This is a genomic window from Paenibacillus sp. JJ1722, from assembly GCF_048282685.1.
GTDB classification, from domain to species: domain Bacteria; phylum Bacillota; class Bacilli; order Paenibacillales; family Paenibacillaceae; genus Paenibacillus; species Paenibacillus polymyxa_B.
Genome location: NZ_CP182500.1, coordinates 2208561 through 2224232 on the forward strand (window position 1 = coordinate 2208561; position 15672 = coordinate 2224232).

Annotated in this window: 16 protein-coding genes; all 16 read left to right on the top strand. The window is 46.7% G+C overall.

Annotated features, from left to right (window positions below; translation table 11 throughout):
- Position 1: 1 nt before the first annotated feature.
- On the top strand, positions 2 to 991 hold the full coding sequence (locus tag ACM1ND_RS10010; RefSeq protein WP_023988162.1) for a beta-ketoacyl-ACP synthase III: 990 nt from the start codon (positions 2 to 4) through the stop codon (positions 989 to 991).
- Between the two features lie 81 nt (positions 992 to 1072).
- On the top strand, positions 1073 to 2017 hold the full coding sequence (gene fabD, locus ACM1ND_RS10015) for an ACP S-malonyltransferase (RefSeq protein ID WP_418027629.1): 945 nt from the start codon (positions 1073 to 1075) through the stop codon (positions 2015 to 2017).
- Positions 2018 to 2068: 51 nt separating this feature from the next.
- Positions 2069 to 2818: a 3-oxoacyl-[acyl-carrier-protein] reductase gene (fabG, locus tag ACM1ND_RS10020; RefSeq protein ID WP_023988164.1), complete on the top strand. Its 750-nt coding sequence runs from the start codon at positions 2069 to 2071 to the stop codon at positions 2816 to 2818.
- 108 nt (positions 2819 to 2926) lie between these two features.
- Positions 2927 to 3160 carry an acyl carrier protein gene (locus ACM1ND_RS10025; protein WP_007429985.1) on the top strand — a complete coding sequence of 78 codons (234 nt, stop codon included), beginning with the start codon at positions 2927 to 2929 and terminating at the stop codon, positions 3158 to 3160.
- A gap of 228 nt (positions 3161 to 3388) precedes the next feature.
- The gene (fabF, locus tag ACM1ND_RS10030; protein ID WP_023988165.1) at positions 3389 to 4627 is read left to right on the top strand and encodes a beta-ketoacyl-ACP synthase II; all 1239 of its coding nucleotides are present in this window, start codon (positions 3389 to 3391) and stop codon (positions 4625 to 4627) included.
- A gap of 12 nt (positions 4628 to 4639) precedes the next feature.
- A complete protein-coding gene (rnc, locus tag ACM1ND_RS10035) occupies positions 4640 to 5338 on the top strand; it encodes a ribonuclease III (RefSeq protein WP_013309856.1) in 699 nt (232 codons plus the stop codon).
- Between the two features lie 256 nt (positions 5339 to 5594).
- Positions 5595 to 9164 carry a chromosome segregation protein SMC gene (smc, locus tag ACM1ND_RS10040; protein WP_418027630.1) on the top strand — a complete coding sequence of 1190 codons (3570 nt, stop codon included), beginning with the start codon at positions 5595 to 5597 and terminating at the stop codon, positions 9162 to 9164.
- A 38-nt stretch (positions 9165 to 9202) separates the two neighbouring features.
- Positions 9203 to 10219, top strand: coding sequence for a signal recognition particle-docking protein FtsY (gene ftsY / locus ACM1ND_RS10045; RefSeq protein ID WP_028542736.1), 1017 nt, complete (start codon positions 9203 to 9205; stop codon positions 10217 to 10219).
- A 162-nt stretch (positions 10220 to 10381) separates the two neighbouring features.
- A complete protein-coding gene (trhA, locus tag ACM1ND_RS10050) occupies positions 10382 to 11032 on the top strand; it encodes a PAQR family membrane homeostasis protein TrhA (protein ID WP_023988168.1) in 651 nt (216 codons plus the stop codon).
- A 166-nt stretch (positions 11033 to 11198) separates the two neighbouring features.
- Positions 11199 to 11567, top strand: a complete 369-nt coding sequence (locus ACM1ND_RS10055) for a putative DNA-binding protein (protein ID WP_023988169.1) — start codon at positions 11199 to 11201, stop codon at positions 11565 to 11567.
- A gap of 52 nt (positions 11568 to 11619) precedes the next feature.
- Positions 11620 to 12996, top strand: a complete 1377-nt coding sequence (gene ffh, locus ACM1ND_RS10060) for a signal recognition particle protein (protein WP_023988170.1) — start codon at positions 11620 to 11622, stop codon at positions 12994 to 12996.
- 67 nt (positions 12997 to 13063) lie between these two features.
- Positions 13064 to 13336: a 30S ribosomal protein S16 gene (rpsP, locus tag ACM1ND_RS10065; RefSeq protein WP_013309862.1), complete on the top strand. Its 273-nt coding sequence runs from the start codon at positions 13064 to 13066 to the stop codon at positions 13334 to 13336.
- A gap of 23 nt (positions 13337 to 13359) precedes the next feature.
- Positions 13360 to 13590, top strand: coding sequence for a KH domain-containing protein (locus tag ACM1ND_RS10070; RefSeq protein ID WP_013309863.1), 231 nt, complete (start codon positions 13360 to 13362; stop codon positions 13588 to 13590).
- 97 nt (positions 13591 to 13687) lie between these two features.
- Positions 13688 to 14203 (top strand): ribosome maturation factor RimM, encoded by a 516-nt coding sequence (gene rimM, locus ACM1ND_RS10075; protein ID WP_013309864.1) that lies wholly within the window; start codon positions 13688 to 13690, stop codon positions 14201 to 14203.
- A complete protein-coding gene (gene trmD / locus ACM1ND_RS10080) occupies positions 14203 to 15021 on the top strand; it encodes a tRNA (guanosine(37)-N1)-methyltransferase TrmD (RefSeq protein ID WP_023988171.1) in 819 nt (272 codons plus the stop codon). The genes rimM and trmD overlap by 1 nt, the downstream gene beginning before the upstream one ends.
- Positions 15022 to 15245: 224 nt before the next feature.
- The gene (gene rplS, locus ACM1ND_RS10085) at positions 15246 to 15590 is read left to right on the top strand and encodes a 50S ribosomal protein L19 (RefSeq protein WP_010346403.1); all 345 of its coding nucleotides are present in this window, start codon (positions 15246 to 15248) and stop codon (positions 15588 to 15590) included.
- Positions 15591 to 15672 lie beyond the last annotated feature (82 nt).

A 15672-nucleotide genomic window follows, 5' to 3' on the forward strand; every position in this document is an offset into this window, starting at 1 on the left:
TATGAATAAATTACGGCCGGTTGGTGTTATCGGAACAGGGAAATACGTACCTGAGAAAATTCTGACCAATAAAGATTTGGAAGCAATCGTAGAAACAAGTGATGAATGGATTGTCAGCCGTACAGGGATTCAGGAGCGCCATATTGCGGCTCCAGAGCAGGCTACATCTGATTTAGCTTATGAAGCAGCAATTAAGGCGTTGGAGTCCGCGGGTATGACGGCACAGGATCTGGATTTAATTATTGTAGCTACGGTTACACCGGATATGGCGTTTCCGTCAACTGCCTGCATTCTTCAGGACAAATTGGGAGCCAAAGGCGCAGCAGCTTTCGATTTGTCTGCGGCATGCTCGGGTTTTGTATACGGACTGGCTACGGCAACGAGCTTCATTAAGACAGGTATCTATAATAATGCATTAATCATTGGGGCAGACTGTCTTTCTCGGATTACAGATTATACCGACCGCAATACCTGTGTTCTATTCGGAGATGGTGCAGGAGCTGTAGTGATTGGTGAAGTGCCTGAAGGTAGAGGATTCCAATCCTTTGATCTCGGGGCTGAGGGTGCCGGAGGCAGCTTACTCAAGTTGGAAGCAGGAGGCTCGCGTTTGCCTGCGAGTGCAGACACACTGGAAAATAAACAGCACTATATTTACATGAACGGACGCGAAGTGTTCAAGTTCGCGGTTCGTGTTATGGGAACGGCAACGGTCGATGTGTTGGAAAAAGCAGGGCTGTCCAAAGATGATATTGATCTGTTCGTTCCGCATCAAGCCAATGTTCGCATCATCCAATCGGCGATGCAACGTCTGGATTTACCAGAGGAAAAGGTAGTTGTTAATGTTCATAAATATGCGAATACATCGGCAGCATCAATCCCTCTCGCTCTTGTGGAAGCAGCTGAGGAAGGCCGCATGAAGGAAGGCGACCGTGTATTAATGGTGGGCTTTGGCGGTGGCTTGACCTGGGGAGCGTCGGTTCTTGTCTGGTAATAAAATGGAAGTTTTGATATAATATTGAATTTGTGTAGTGTTTTACAGGACAAGCATTGGATACAGAGAGGTGCATACACGATGGGCAAAACGGCATTTATATTTCCCGGTCAGGGTTCACAAGCTGTAGGTATGGCTAAAGATGCTTATGAAGCAGTTCCAGCTGCAACAGAAGTATTTCGCCAAGCGGACGAACGGTTAGGGTTCGCACTAAGCACACTGATTTTTGAAGGGCCGGACACAGCTTTGAAGCAAACATCCAATACGCAGCCTGCATTGTTAACGGCGAGCATTGCGTTGTATGAAGCGTTCAAGGAAAAAATGGGCATTCATCCCGATTATGTGGCTGGACACAGTCTAGGAGAATACAGCGCGCTAGTCGCTTCCGGTGTCCTCGCATTTGAGGATGCGGTTGAAATCGTTCGTACACGTGGCGAGTTCATGGAGCAGGCCATTCCTGATGGGCAAGGCGGGATGGCTGCTGTGTTGGGAGCTGATCGTGAAGCATTGGCAGCATTGTGCCGTGATATTACGAAGTCTGGTCAACTGGTCGAACTAGCCAACATCAATTGTCCTGGACAAATTGTTGTATCTGGTACGAAGGAGGGCGTAGCTGCTGTCGCTGAACGTGTGAAGGAAGCAGGAGGCAAGCGCGCTATTACTCTGGAGGTTAGCGGTCCTTTCCACTCGTCACTGATGAAGGAAGCAGCGATCAAGCTCTCCGGCAAGTTGGGGGCTGTAACTTTCTCCAAAGCTCAGGTTCCGGTTGTTGCCAATGTAACAGCTAAACCTGTACGTGAGGGGAGCGAAATTCGCCAACTGTTGGTGGATCAGGTCTATTCTCCGGTACTGTGGGAAGACAGTGTAACATGGCTACTAGAACAAGGTGTTGACACCTTTGTTGAGTTTGGACCGGGAAGTGTATTGACTGGACTGGTTAAAAAAATCGACAAATCGGTTAAGCTGTATAATATAAGCAGCCTGGAGTCGTTTGCTTCTGTAACGGAAGCCTTGGAGGCCCGTTAAAAGTATAATCATTGCCTTAACGGGTTATATACTTGCAAGGGGGGGACTATGATGTCTAAGCCATTGAGTGGAAAAACGGCGCTCGTTACGGGAGCGTCGCGCGGAATTGGCCGTAGTATTGCGCTGGCGCTGGCTGAAGCAGGTGCTAATGTGGCGGTAAACTATGCTGGTAGTGAAGCGGCTGCGACTGAGGTAGCAGAGCAGATTCGTGCCAAAGGTGTAGAGGCTATTACAGTTCAGGCAAATGTCGGTCGCGCTGACGAAGCAGATCAGTTGATCAAGGATGTGATTGGCGCTTGGGGCAAGATTGACATCCTGGTGAATAATGCCGGCATAACAAGAGATAATTTAATCATGCGCATGAAGGAAGAGGAATTCGATCAGGTGATCGAAACGAATCTGAAGGGTGTGTTTAATTGTCTTAAGTCGGCAACACGTCCAATGATGAAGCAGCGTTCTGGCCGAATTATCAATATCTCCTCCGTGGTTGGTGTACTTGGCAACGCAGGACAAGCCAACTACGTTGCTGCTAAAGCAGGGGTAATTGGTCTTACCAAATCCTCTGCTCGAGAGCTTGCTTCGAGAGGTATTACAGTGAACTGTGTGGCTCCTGGATTCATCGATACTGAGATGACGCAGGTGCTGGCTGATGATTTGCGTGACAATATGCTGAGCGGTATTCCGCTGGCCCGTCTTGGACGGCCTGAGGAAATTGCTGACGTGGTGCTGTTCTTGGCCTCGGATGCTTCCTCATATATGACGGGCCAGACTTTGCATGTGGATGGCGGCATGTATATGTAGTAGCATGTTGCCAATCCGCATGCCCCGATGAAGAGTTGTCAATGAAAACTCTCTTCTATGGCATTTTAATTGTAATTTTCGTATAATACCTAAGAGGAGGTGAGCCGGATGTCCGATGTATTGGAGCGCGTAAAACGCATTGTCGTTGACCGTTTGGGAGCCGACGAAGCCGAAGTTACACTTGAAGCATCTTTTAAAGATGATTTAGGCGCTGATTCTCTCGATGTAGTTGAATTGGTAATGGAATTGGAAGATGAGTTTGATATGGAAATCTCTGATGAAGATGCAGAGAAAATTACAACTGTAGGTGAAGTTGTGAAGTACATACAATCTCATACCTAATTCATGTCATCAAAAGTCCCGTTCTGTTACAGGCGGGACTTTCTCCTAATTATACAGATTGAACTAAAGACGGAATTGCCGCGTGTTTTTGAGTCTGGCTCAGCTTCACTTAGTCAAAGGCTGAGGAGTATGCGGCATTACTAACTTTAGTTGATTCTATATTATTTTTACGCACAAGAGAGTGCGGTCTTAAAATACAATATGCAGTAGACATAGAGGTGATTATCTTTGAAACAACGTGTTGTCATAACAGGAATGGGTGTAATCACTTCGCTGGGACAGGATTTGAACACACTATGGGATAATCTGATGGCTGGAAAATCCGGCGTCAGTGAAATCGAAGCTTTCGATACAAGTGAGTACACTACGAAAATAGCCGCTTCCATTAAAGATTTTAATCCAGAGGATTATATTGAACGTAAGGATGCGCGTAAAATGGACCGCTTTGTGCAGTTTGCGGTTGCTGCTAGTAAATTGGCGCTTGAGGACAGCGGACTTGTAATCGGAGAAAATGCGGATGCTGAGCGTGTTGGTGTATCTGTCGGTTCCGGTATTGGTGGATTGGGAACTTGGGAGGATCAGCACAACGCACTGATTGAAAAAGGACCTAAACGCGTAAGCCCTTTCTTCATCCCGATGATGATTGCTAATATGGGTTCCGGTCAAGTGTCAATTTCACTCGGTGCTAAAGGCCCCAATACATCACCGGTTACGGCTTGTGCCACGGGCAGTCATGCTATTGGTGATTCCTTCCGCATGATTCAGCGTGGTGACGCAGACGCCATGATTTGCGGAGGAGCTGAGGCGACTATTCGTCCGATTGGTATGGCTGGATTTTGTTCCATGCGAGCAATGTCCACGCGTAACGACGAGCCTGAAAAGGCAAGCCGTCCTTTTGATACCGAAAGAGACGGGTTTGTTATGGGCGAAGGCTCTGGTGTTCTTATTCTAGAATCGTTGGATCATGCTTTGAAGCGTGGTGCGCGTATTTACGGTGAAGTGATTGGCTACGGTCTTTCTGGCGATGCCCATCATATGACGGAGCCTGATCCAGAGGGAGCAGCACGCTGCATTAGAATGGCGATCCGTGATGCTGGATTGAATCCTGAAGAGATTGATTATATCAATGCACATGGTACATCTACGCCAGTCGGTGATAAATCCGAAACGGAAGCAGTCAAGAAAACGCTGGGAGAGCATGCCTATAAGGTAGCGATCAGCTCAACTAAGTCGATGACAGGGCATTTATTGGGTGCAGCGGGCGGCGTTGAAGCCGTGATCTGTGGTCTCGCCCTTCAGCATCAGACGATTCCGCCAACGATTAATTTGGATAATCAAGACCCGGCATGCGATCTTGATTATGTACCTAATAAGCCGAGAAAAGCGGAACTGAATGTGGTTATGTCCAATTCCTTTGGTTTTGGCGGTCACAATGCTACGGTTATTCTAAAAAAATATGAAGCATAAGGGGTCAGTTCGTTGAGTGGAGACTTGAAGCAATTACAGCAGAAACTTCATATTCAATTCAACAATCGGCAGCTTCTGAAGCAGGCCTTTACGCACGCTTCCTACGTAAACGAACATCGGTTCAGTCAGCATGCAGACAATGAGCGTCTTGAATTTTTAGGTGACGCTGTTCTGGAACTGACGGTGTCCGAGCAATTGTACAATCAGTACCCTAACCGACCCGAAGGCGAACTCACCAAGCTGCGTGCAGCTATTGTCTGTGAGCCTTCTCTGGTGAAGTTTGCTGTCGGGCTTGAGTTTGGGCAATATGTACTGCTTGGAAAAGGTGAAGAGTTGACAGGTGGACGTACTCGTCCGGCTCTGTTGGCTGATGTATTCGAAGCGTTCGTAGGTGCGCTTTATTTGGATCAGGGTCTGGAGGCCGTCCGGTCGTTTCTGGAACGTTATATTTTTCCTCAAATTGTATTAAACGGTAAGCTTCAGATGAGTGATTTCAAAACAGAGCTTCAGGAACTGACGCAGCATCATAACATGGGGATGCTTGAATACAAGATTGTAGAGGAGCGCGGACCAGCCCATGAGCGCGAGTTTGTAGCTGAGGTATATATGGACAGCGAACGGCTAGGGGCAGGTACGGGACGCTCCAAAAAAGAAGCTGAGCAGCAAGCGGCGGCAGTAGCTTTAAACCGTTTGAAGCTGGCAGAATCGTAATCGGTACCTGAGCAGCCCGGACGGGTTACACAAGCAGGGGACACAAAGTAAGAGCAAAGGGCAGTCCGCGGGGAGTCCCGGCCCGTAATGGCGAATGGACTGCGTTTTGCTCTTTTTTCGTGGCTTTGCTGGTGTAATGTGAGTGTCGGTACTGTGCTTTATACAAGCTAGTTTATGCTACAATAGGGATAATTCATATCAATCAGGTATACGGTGTTGTACAAGCATATTTGAAATGTTAGAGGTGAGATTGAGCATGTTTTTAAAGCGCATTGAGCTGGCGGGCTTCAAATCGTTTGCAGATAAAACGGAAATGGAATTTGTCCGCGGCATTACGGCAGTCGTCGGACCCAACGGAAGCGGAAAAAGTAATATTTCCGACGGGATTCGTTGGGTGCTGGGCGAACAGAGTGCCAAATCACTGCGTGGCGGCAAAATGGAGGACATTATTTTTGCGGGTAGTGATGCTCGTAAGGCTGTTAATTACGGTGAAGTATCGCTTACGCTGGATAATGAAGATCAGGCATTGCCTCTGGATTTTGGTGAAGTCACGGTAACGCGACGTGTACATCGAAGTGGAGATAGTGAATATTTCATTAATCGGCAATCATGCAGACTCCGAGATATTACAGAGCTGTTTATGGATACAGGGATTGGTAAAGAAGCTTATTCAATTATTGGACAGGGACGCATTGAAGAAATTCTGAGTACCCGATCTGAGGATCGCCGAGGTATTTTTGAGGAAGCTTCGGGTATCGTAAAATATAAATCGCGTAAAAAAGATGCGGTTCGCAAGCTGGATGAAACGGAGCAAAATTTACTGCGTATTCACGATTTGGTTAGTGAACTGGAGGATCAGATTGGACCGCTTAAGGAGCAGTCTGAAAAGGCGATTCATTTTAAAGAGCTGCGCGGTGAATTGAAATCCAAAGAAATTTCAATGTACGTCCATCAAATTGAACAAATTCATACTTCGTGGAGCGATGCGACTTCCAAACTAGCTTTGCTGCAGCAGGAGCAACTTCAGTTGTCTACGGTGGTGTCCCGCCACGATGCGATGCTGGAAAGCGACCGCAACGAATTACGCCAGCTGGAGGAGCAAGTAGAGCGGTTGCAAAGGGATCTGCTGCAATACAGTGAAGCGACGGAGAAAAGTGAAGGCTACGGCGAATTGCTCAAAGAGCGCACACGCAATCTGGAGGCTAATCGGGAACAATTGATCTTATCACTTAGCACAAGCGAATCACGGCATTCCGAGCGCAGGAGTGAACTGGATCAACTGAACGAAAAGCTGTCTGCACTGAATGTAGAGCTTGACGAGTTGCGTGGGCGGCTGTCTGACGAAGAAGCCAAACTGATTGGTGTTACAGGCGGAATCAGCCAGGAGCAGGAAGAAAGCCTAAAGGGTGGTCTGCTGGAGCTGATGAATCAAATGGCACAGGCCCGTAACGAAATTCGTTATACAGACCAACAGAAGGAAGCATTGGAACGGCGTGTGACTCGCGTAAGTGACGAATCCGGCAAATGGGAAGCCCAGAAAGTACAGCTTGAACAGCGCAAAAAGGGATTGGAAGCTGCTGTTCAGAAGCTAGGGCAGGAAATAAGTAGTTTGCGTAGTGGCTATATTCAGGGAAGTGAAAAGTACCAAGCCCTGCAAAAACTTCTGGAAGAAAACCAGGGTACGGTTCGTAAATGGGAACAAAAACGAGAGGCTCTAATTTCACGGCGAGATACGATGAAGGAAATGCAGGATGACTTTGACGGCTTCATGCTTGGAGTTAAAGAGGTATTGAAGGCTGCACGAAAAGAAACCTTGCACGGTGTACATGGAGCGGTAGCGGAGCTGATTCGAGTGCCTGAGCATTTAGAGCAGGCGATGGAGACCGCTTTGGGTGCTTCAGTTCAGCATATCGTGATGGAAAATGAATCCGTATCCAGACAGGCGATCAGTTTTCTAAAGCAACGTCAACTGGGCAGAGCGACATTTTTGCCTATGGATGTTATCCGCCCGCGTCAAATCGGTGCGGGGGAACGCCAAATTGCAGAAGGCGCTGAAGGCTTTGTCGGGATCGGTGCAGATCTTGTTCAGTATGATGATCGATATGCCGGAATTGTAGGCAGTCTCTTGGGGAATGTGGTCATTGCCCGTACGTTGGAAGATGCAAACCGTATTGCGGCCCGTTGCCAATATAGATACCGCGTGGTCACTTTGGAAGGCGATGTTGTCAATGCAGGGGGTTCCATGACTGGGGGAAGCCAGTTCAAGAAAAATGCTAATCTGCTTGGACGTAAGCGTCAGCTAGATCAGTTGGATCAAGATATTGTGGATACGGAGCAGCAAATTGCAAGGTTGCGCCAGAGTGCAATAGATACCAAACGCCAGTTGGAGGAGACACAGACCCGTCTGGATGAGTTGCGCCAGGGCGGCGATGTGAAGCGCGGTGAAGAGCAGCAGATGGCAATGGAACTCAAGCAACTAGAGCATGAACTTCGTCATGTTCTGGAGCAGGTCGCTGCGTCTGGTCAGGAGAAAAAGGGCTTTGATCAGGAAATCAAGGAGCTGGAAACTTCCCGTGAAGAAGCGTTGGTAAAGTTGGCTGCGCTAGAGGAAGAAGAGAAGAAAACGCATCAGGCCATTCACGCTGCCGAATTCGCCCGTAAAGCCAACGAATCTGCCAAAGAGCAGCTGCAGGGAGAGCTCACGAATCTCAAGGTAAGAGAAGGAAAGCTGGACCAGGAGCGCTTTTCATTGGAAGAGCAGCTGCGCAGATTGCGTGGGGATTATGATACTCTTGGTAAGGATTCGAGACAAAACAAGACCTTGCTTGCTTCCATCGAAGCAGATTTGCTGACCAATGAGCAGGAGACCGTGAAGCAGATTGAAAATCTCAATCAATACCGTTTGAAAAAGGAAGAAGCCGCACAGCAACTGGAATTCAAGCGGGCTGCACGCAGCAGCTTGTCCAAAAAGCTGGAAGTGGCTGAGAACGACACGAAAGAACAACGAATTCAGCTCAAGTCAGTGGAGGAGTTGCTTCGTCAAACGGAAATTGGAGTAAATCGACTTGATGTGGAACTGGAAAATGTTCTGAAAAAATTAAGTGATGATTATGAACTCAGCTATGAGTTAGCCAAGCAGCGTTACCCTATACCTGAAGATATTGAAGGTACGCAGAGTGAGGTAGAAAGGCTCAAACGTGGTATTTCCGCGTTAGGTGAGGTGAATCTAGGTGCCATTGAGGAATACCAGCGTGTGCATGAGCGTTATACGTTTCTTGATGAGCAAAAGTCTGATTTGGTGGAGGCCAAGACAACGCTTTATGAGGTTATTCGTGAAATGGATGAAGAAATGTCCAAACGCTTTAAGACTACATTCGATGCTATTCGGCGCGAATTTGGAACGGTATTCTCCAAGCTGTTCGGAGGCGGACGTGCTGATCTCGTGCTGCTTGACCCGGAACGCTTGCTGGAGACGGGAATCGACATCGTAGCTCAACCACCGGGCAAAAAACTGCAAAACTTGCAGCTACTGTCGGGCGGTGAGCGTGCGTTAACAGCGATGGCGTTACTATTTGCCATTTTACACGTTAAACCTGTTCCATTCTGTGTACTCGATGAAGTAGAGGCTGCATTGGACGAAGCAAACGTGGTGCGTTTTGCCCAGTATTTACGAGAATTCTCGGAGCAGACACAGTTCATTGTAGTCACACACCGCAAGGGCACAATGGAAGAATCAGATGTGCTGTACGGGGTTACGATGGAGGAAGGCGGGGTTTCCAAACTCGTATCTGTCAAGCTGGACAACGATGAAGCTGAGATTGCCTGACATTAAATAACATACTTTCAGACCAACGGAGGGAATCCATGAGTTTCTTTAGGAAATTGAAGGAAAGCATTGCAAACAAAACTGAATCTGTCACAAAACAGTTCAAAGATGGTTTGGAAAAAACACGTAAAGGTTTTGTTGAAAAAGTAACGGACTTGATGATTCGCCGTAAAAAGATTGATGAGGAATTTTATGAGGAACTGGAAGAAATTCTGATCGGAGCGGACGTAGGCGTCAACACGGTTATGAACCTCATTGAAGACCTGCGAGAAGAAGTGAAAAAGCGCAAAATCGAGGACGCATCCGAGTTACAGCCTGTATTGTCGGAGAAGCTGTCTGAGTTGCTGCGGGGTAATGACAATAGTCAGCTCAAAATGAATCCTGACGGGATTACAGTCATTTTATTCGTGGGAGTCAATGGCGTCGGCAAAACAACAACCATTGGCAAGTTAGCTCACCGTTTTAAACAAGAGGGCAAAAAAGTATTGTTGGCTGCTGGGGATACGTTCCGCGCGGGTGCGATTGAACAGTTGGAGGTATGGGGCGAACGGGCAGGTGTAGAGGTTATTAAGCAGCAATCCGGTTCCGATCCGGCTGCGGTTATGTTTGATGCCGTACAGGCTGCCAAGCAGCGTCAAGTGGATGTTTTGTTGTGTGATACCGCAGGACGTCTTCAGAATAAAAGCAATCTAATGGAGGAACTGAACAAAATTTTCCGTGTGATTCAACGCGAAATTCCAGATGCTCCACATGAAGTGTTGTTGGTACTTGATGCGACGACTGGACAAAATGCACTTAACCAAGCCAAGCTGTTTGGTGAGAAAAGCGGTGTAACCGGGCTGGTACTAACGAAGTTGGATGGTACAGCGAAGGGCGGAATTGTTGTGGCCATCCGTCAGGAGCTGAATTTGCCTGTTAAGCTGGTGGGCTTAGGTGAAAAAGTGAATGATCTTCAACCGTTTGATTCCGAGCAATTCGTTCATGCGTTGTTTGCGGGGTTGATTCAGGAAGAGACGGTCGAAGCAACTGCTACAGGTGAGGAAGAACAGAACTGATACGTTTAAAGTAGGCTTTCATGCTACGTTTGGGACTAAGTAGCCATCCTGTTGCTGCTCAAGTTCGCCCAGATGTATAATGAAAGCAAGAAGTCTGTCGATGCCGTATATGTAATGTATCTTGTATGTAAAATATAAATCAGGAAGCCGGGTGAAAAACCGATGGCAAACACCTATACCTACTCCCGACGGGAAGAAGTAGCCAACGCCATTACACATGGAATTGGAGCCGTTTTAAGCGTAGCAGCGCTTGTGTTGCTCATTGTTTTTGCTAGCATGAAAGGAACCACTTGGCATGTCGTCAGCTTTACGATTTACGGGATTACGATGTTGCTGTTGTACACCAATTCAACGTTGCTTCATAGCCTGCGTGAAGGGAAAATGAAAGATTTGTTCGAAATATTCGATCATTCTTGCATTTACCTGTTCATTGCAGGTAGCTACACCCCGTTTATGCTCGTTGCACTGCGAGGTACTATGGGGTGGACGCTGTTTGGAGTGATTTGGGGGATTGCACTGTTTGGTGTGTTGTTCAAGGCGTTTTTCACCAAGCGCTTTCTGTTTATGTCTACCGTGTTTTACATTGTGATGGGCTGGCTCATCACCATTGCCTGGAATCCTCTGGTTGCGACTGTTCCCGCCGGAGGGATGACGTTATTGTTCGTAGGTGGTCTTATGTATACGTTGGGCACGATTTTCTATGTGTGGCGGGCATTTCCATATCACCATGCGATCTGGCATCTGTTTGTTTTGGCAGGCAGCATACTTCACTTTCTGGCTGTTCTGCTGTATCTTACTCCAGTAAGGGTTTAAGTAACAGTGGGCAAAAAGCCGATCCGTACTTCCGTTTAAGGGCAGTGGATCGGCTTTTTTTTGTATGACAAGGGATAACGCTTGACATCTTCTTTTCTTTTATGTATCATAAGGAACGTTGAAAAGAACTGTAAAGTGTTTTTCCTTGACGATGGAGGTATACAAGATGAGTCAGGAGAATCGGCTGGAAAAGACAAACCGGATTAACCGACTGTTTGACTTCTATGAACCTCTGCTTACAGAGAAGCAACAGATGTTTTTAAAATATTACTTCCATGATGATTTTTCTTTAGGGGAAATTGCATCGGAATTTCAAATTAGCCGTCAGGCAGTGTATGAACATATTAAACGTGCTGAACAGGTATTGGAAATGTACGAGGAAAAGCTTGGTTTGCTAAGTAAGTATGAGCGTAGAATCCAAGATCTCGAAGAATTAAATAAGACGTTGTATGAGGCATTCGGTAAAATCGGTGAGTCCGATGAAGGCACTCTGCAACATGTCCATCAAATTGTAAATCGCCTGCAGGAATTGTAGGACATATAGATATAAGAACAAACAACCCTGGTAGACAAGGAGGTGCGAAAGTATGGCATTTGAAGGATTATCGACTCGCTTGCAAAATGTATTCAGTAAACTGCGCGGCAAAGGAAAAGTGTCTGAGGATGATGTAGCTCAGGCGATGCGTGAAGTACGATTAGCTTTGCTTGAGGCGGACGTTAACTTCAAGGTTGTAAAGGACTTTATTGCCAAGGTAAAGGAGAAATCCGTTGGTAAGGAAGTGATGGACAGCTTTACGCCAGGCATGGTCATCATCGACATCGTGAACAAGGAACTGACCGAGTTGATGGGTGGCAGTCAGGCCAAGCTTGCCAAAGCAAACAAACCGCCTACGGTCATTATGATGGTGGGTCTCCAGGGCGCAGGTAAGACGACGACGTCTGGTAAACTGGCGAAATTGTTGCAAAAGCAAAATCATCGTCCATTGCTTGTAGCTGGTGATATTTATAGACCAGCCGCGATCAAGCAGCTTCAGGTCCTTGGGGAGCAGATTAATACTCCTGTATTTACTCTGGGAGATCAGACAAGCCCGGTAGAAATTGCGAAACAGGGTTTGCAGCATGCTAAGGATAATGGTAATGACTACGTTATTATAGATACTGCGGGTCGTCTTCATGTTGATGAAGAGCTCATGGAAGAGTTACGTCAGATTCATACCAACGTCAACCCGGATGAAGTTCTACTGGTTGTAGATAGCATGACGGGGCAGGACGCGGTTAACGTTGCAGAGCACTTTAATAGTAGCTTGGAGTTGACGGGAGTTGTACTGACGAAGCTGGATGGTGACACTCGTGGTGGTGCAGCTTTATCAGTTAAGGCTGTGACGGGATGCCCGATCAAGTTTGCTACATTGGGTGAAAAGCTGGATGCGATGGAGCCGTTTCATCCTGAACGGATGGCTTCACGGATTTTAGGCATGGGTGACATGTTGTCCCTGATTGAAAAAGCGCAGTCCAATATCGACGCCGATAAGGCGAAGGAAATGGAACGGAAAATGCGTAATGCCGAGTTTACTTTTGAAGATTTTCTGGAGCAAATGGATCAAGTTAAGAAGCTTGGTCCAATCGACCAGATTCTTGATATGATTCCCGGTATGGGCAACATGAAGCAAATGAAAGATATCAAAGTGGATGACAAACAGATGGGCCGGATTGAGGCTATCGTTCATTCTATGACCACACAGGAAAAGCAAAACCCAGACATGATTAATCATAGCCGACGCAAACGTATTTCTGTAGGCAGTGGAACATCACTGGCTGAGGTAAATCGTCTGATAAAGCAATTTGACGAAATGCGCCGCATGATGAAGCAGTTCTCAGACATGATGGGACCTAAGGGTGGCAAAAACAAGGCTATGAAGCAGCTGAAGAGTATGGGCAAAGGTATGAAGTTTCCTTTCCGCTAAGGCCATTAGGCCTTTGGAATTATGGGATAACAATATACAGTCTACTTTTTGAAGGAGGTGAATTTTCGTGGCAGTTCGTATTCGTCTGAAACGTATGGGTGCACATAAAGCTCCTTTCTATCGCGTCGTGGTATCTGATTCTCGTTCCCCGCGTGACGGTCGTTTTATCGAAGAAATCGGTTACTACAACCCAATCACAGTACCAGCGGTTGTAAAAATTGATGAAGATAAAGCGCTGAAATGGTTGCAAGATGGTGCACAAGCATCCGACACAGTCCGTAACTTGCTTAGCAAAGCGGGCGTAATGAAAAAGTTTCATGAATCTAAACTACAGAAATAAGGTGCTGATACGGAGGGTCAACCATGGAAGAATTAGTGATAATCATTGCTAAGGCTTTAGTCGATCATCCGGAAGATGTAACCGTGAAGACCTTGGAGAAGGATCGGCTTGTTGTATATGAGCTTAGTGTGCATCCTGAGGATGTAGGCAAAATCATTGGTAAGCAGGGTCGTATCGCCAAGGCGCTTCGCACTGTGGTTGCATCAGCAGCCGTTAAGATGGATAAACGGGTTACCGTAGACATCATATCTTAAAGATATACGAAAGTGGGTTAGGATGTATGTCCTAACCCTTTTTCGTACATGATGAAGATGATATGGAGCGGGACCGATTACAAGCAGGAGGAACACGATGCAACAATTGTTTAATGTCGGAAAAATTGTGAACACCCATGGAATCCGTGGGGAGCTTAAAATATTAACGACGACAGATTTCCCAGAAGATCGTTTTGCTAAAGGTAGTGAGCTTTTGATTGTTCCGGCGGAAGGTAAAGCACCGATCCCCGTAACTGTTGAAACAGCGCGTTTTCAAAAAAATATGGTTGTCGCTAAATTTAAGGAATATCACAATATTAATGAAGTTGAAAAATATAAAGGTACATTGTTGAAGGTATCTGCTGAGCGGTTAGGCGAATTGGAAGAAAACGAATTCTATTTTCATGAAGTAGTCGGCATGGAAGTGGTGACCGAAGACGGAAATGAGCTCGGCGTGGTCAAAGAAATTTTGACTCCGGGAGCCAATGATGTATGGGTAGTCAAAATGCCTAAAGGCAAGGAACTGCTATTGCCGTATATAGAGGATGTTATTTTGGATGTAAACGTGCGTGAAAAACGGGTTACGGTACGGTTAATGGAAGGTCTGCTGTAATGAGGGTGGATGTGCTGACCCTGTTTCCAGAGATGTTTGATGGAGTATTTAATGCAAGCATTCTGGGAAAAGCAAGGGATAAGGGAATTGTATCACTGCAAGCGGTTAATTTTCGTCAGTATGCTGGCAACAAGCATGGACAAGTGGATGATACGCCCTATGGCGGTGGGGGCGGCATGGTTTTGAAGCCTGACCCTATTTTTGCTGCTGTGGAAGCGCTGTTGGATAAATCAGAGCAACCAACATTAGAGACAGCCGATGAAGTTATCCAACATGAAGGGGTAGAACGTAACACAGACATAAAATCTCCGCGTATCATTTTGATGTGTCCACAAGGCGAGACTTTTACGCAAAAGAAAGCGGAAGAGCTGGCCAAAGAGGACCATCTTATTTTTATATGTGGGCATTATGAGGGTTATGATGAGCGTATTCGAGAGTATTTGGTGACGGATGAGCTTTCTATCGGAGATTATGTATTGACTGGTGGTGAGCTTCCAGCCATGACCGTCATTGACAGTGTGACACGGTTGCTACCAGGAGTGCTGGGGAACGAAACGAGTGCGGTAACGGACTCGTTTAGTACGGGGCTGCTGGAGTACCCCCATTATACCCGGCCTGCGGAGTTTCGGGGCTGGAAAGTACCCGATGTACTCCTGTCAGGGCATCACGTCAATATTGATTCTTGGAGACGCCAAGAGGCGTTACGTCGCACGATGGAACGCCGACCAGACTTGTTGGAACAGGCTGAACTGACAGGCAAGGAGCGCATGTGGATTGAGGAGCAGCGCAAATCTGACTGTTTGGGGGATAAGCAATAAAGCGCCTTAGACATGAGTGGATTTGAAAGCAGGCAGTGACCTGTTTTATAATGGAGTCAATTAAATAATGTTTGGTCAAATCCCTTTTTGTTGTTGCAATGCGGTATCCTCCATGATACAATACATCTGTTGTGTGTAATACGGTGGTCCTCTGTGGATGATGAAGGAAACAGTTGTGTTTCCAGAAGAAGCATGAACACCTGTACGGAAGGAGGGAGTCATAGATGAATATCGTCCAAGCGATCACTGAAGAACAACTGCGTAAAGATTTGCCTAACTTTCGTCCTGGTGACACTTTGAAAGTGCACGTGAAAGTTATTGAGGGAACTCGTGAGCGTATCCAGTTGTTTGAAGGTGTTGTAATTAAACGCCGTGGTGGTGGAATCAGTGAGACTTTTACAGTTCGTAAAATTTCTTACGGTGTAGGTGTGGAAAGAACTTTCCCGCTTCATTCCCCGAAAATCGATAAAATCGACGTGGCTCGCCGTGGTAAAGTGCGTCGTGCGAAGCTTTATTATCTTCGTGAACTGCGCGGTAAAGCAGCGAGAATTAAAGAAATTCGTCGTTAATACAACGAATAACGAAAGGGGCTTGGTTGCAAGCTCCTTTCGTTTTTTCTACGTACATAGGGAACTGTGGATTATTGACCGT

Bases quoted from the DNA above. Each gene is read 5' to 3' on its own strand.
- trhA (WP_023988168.1), top strand. From the start codon at position 10,382: ATGGCAAACACCTATACCTACTCCCGACGGGAAGAAGTAGCCAACGCC.
- ACM1ND_RS10010 (WP_023988162.1), top strand. From the start codon at position 2: ATGAATAAATTACGGCCGGTTGGTGTTATCGGAACAGGGAAATACGTA.
- ffh (WP_023988170.1), top strand. From the start codon at position 11,620: ATGGCATTTGAAGGATTATCGACTCGCTTGCAAAATGTATTCAGTAAA.
- ftsY (WP_028542736.1), top strand. From the start codon at position 9,203: ATGAGTTTCTTTAGGAAATTGAAGGAAAGCATTGCAAACAAAACTGAA.
- fabD (WP_418027629.1), top strand. From the start codon at position 1,073: ATGGGCAAAACGGCATTTATATTTCCCGGTCAGGGTTCACAAGCTGTA.
- trmD (WP_023988171.1), top strand. From the start codon at position 14,203: ATGAGGGTGGATGTGCTGACCCTGTTTCCAGAGATGTTTGATGGAGTA.
- smc (WP_418027630.1), top strand. From the start codon at position 5,595: ATGTTTTTAAAGCGCATTGAGCTGGCGGGCTTCAAATCGTTTGCAGAT.
- ACM1ND_RS10070 (WP_013309863.1), top strand. From the start codon at position 13,360: ATGGAAGAATTAGTGATAATCATTGCTAAGGCTTTAGTCGATCATCCG.
- rplS (WP_010346403.1), top strand. From the start codon at position 15,246: ATGAATATCGTCCAAGCGATCACTGAAGAACAACTGCGTAAAGATTTG.
- ACM1ND_RS10055 (WP_023988169.1), top strand. From the start codon at position 11,199: ATGAGTCAGGAGAATCGGCTGGAAAAGACAAACCGGATTAACCGACTG.
- ACM1ND_RS10025 (WP_007429985.1), top strand. From the start codon at position 2,927: ATGTCCGATGTATTGGAGCGCGTAAAACGCATTGTCGTTGACCGTTTG.
- fabG (WP_023988164.1), top strand. From the start codon at position 2,069: ATGTCTAAGCCATTGAGTGGAAAAACGGCGCTCGTTACGGGAGCGTCG.
- rimM (WP_013309864.1), top strand. From the start codon at position 13,688: ATGCAACAATTGTTTAATGTCGGAAAAATTGTGAACACCCATGGAATC.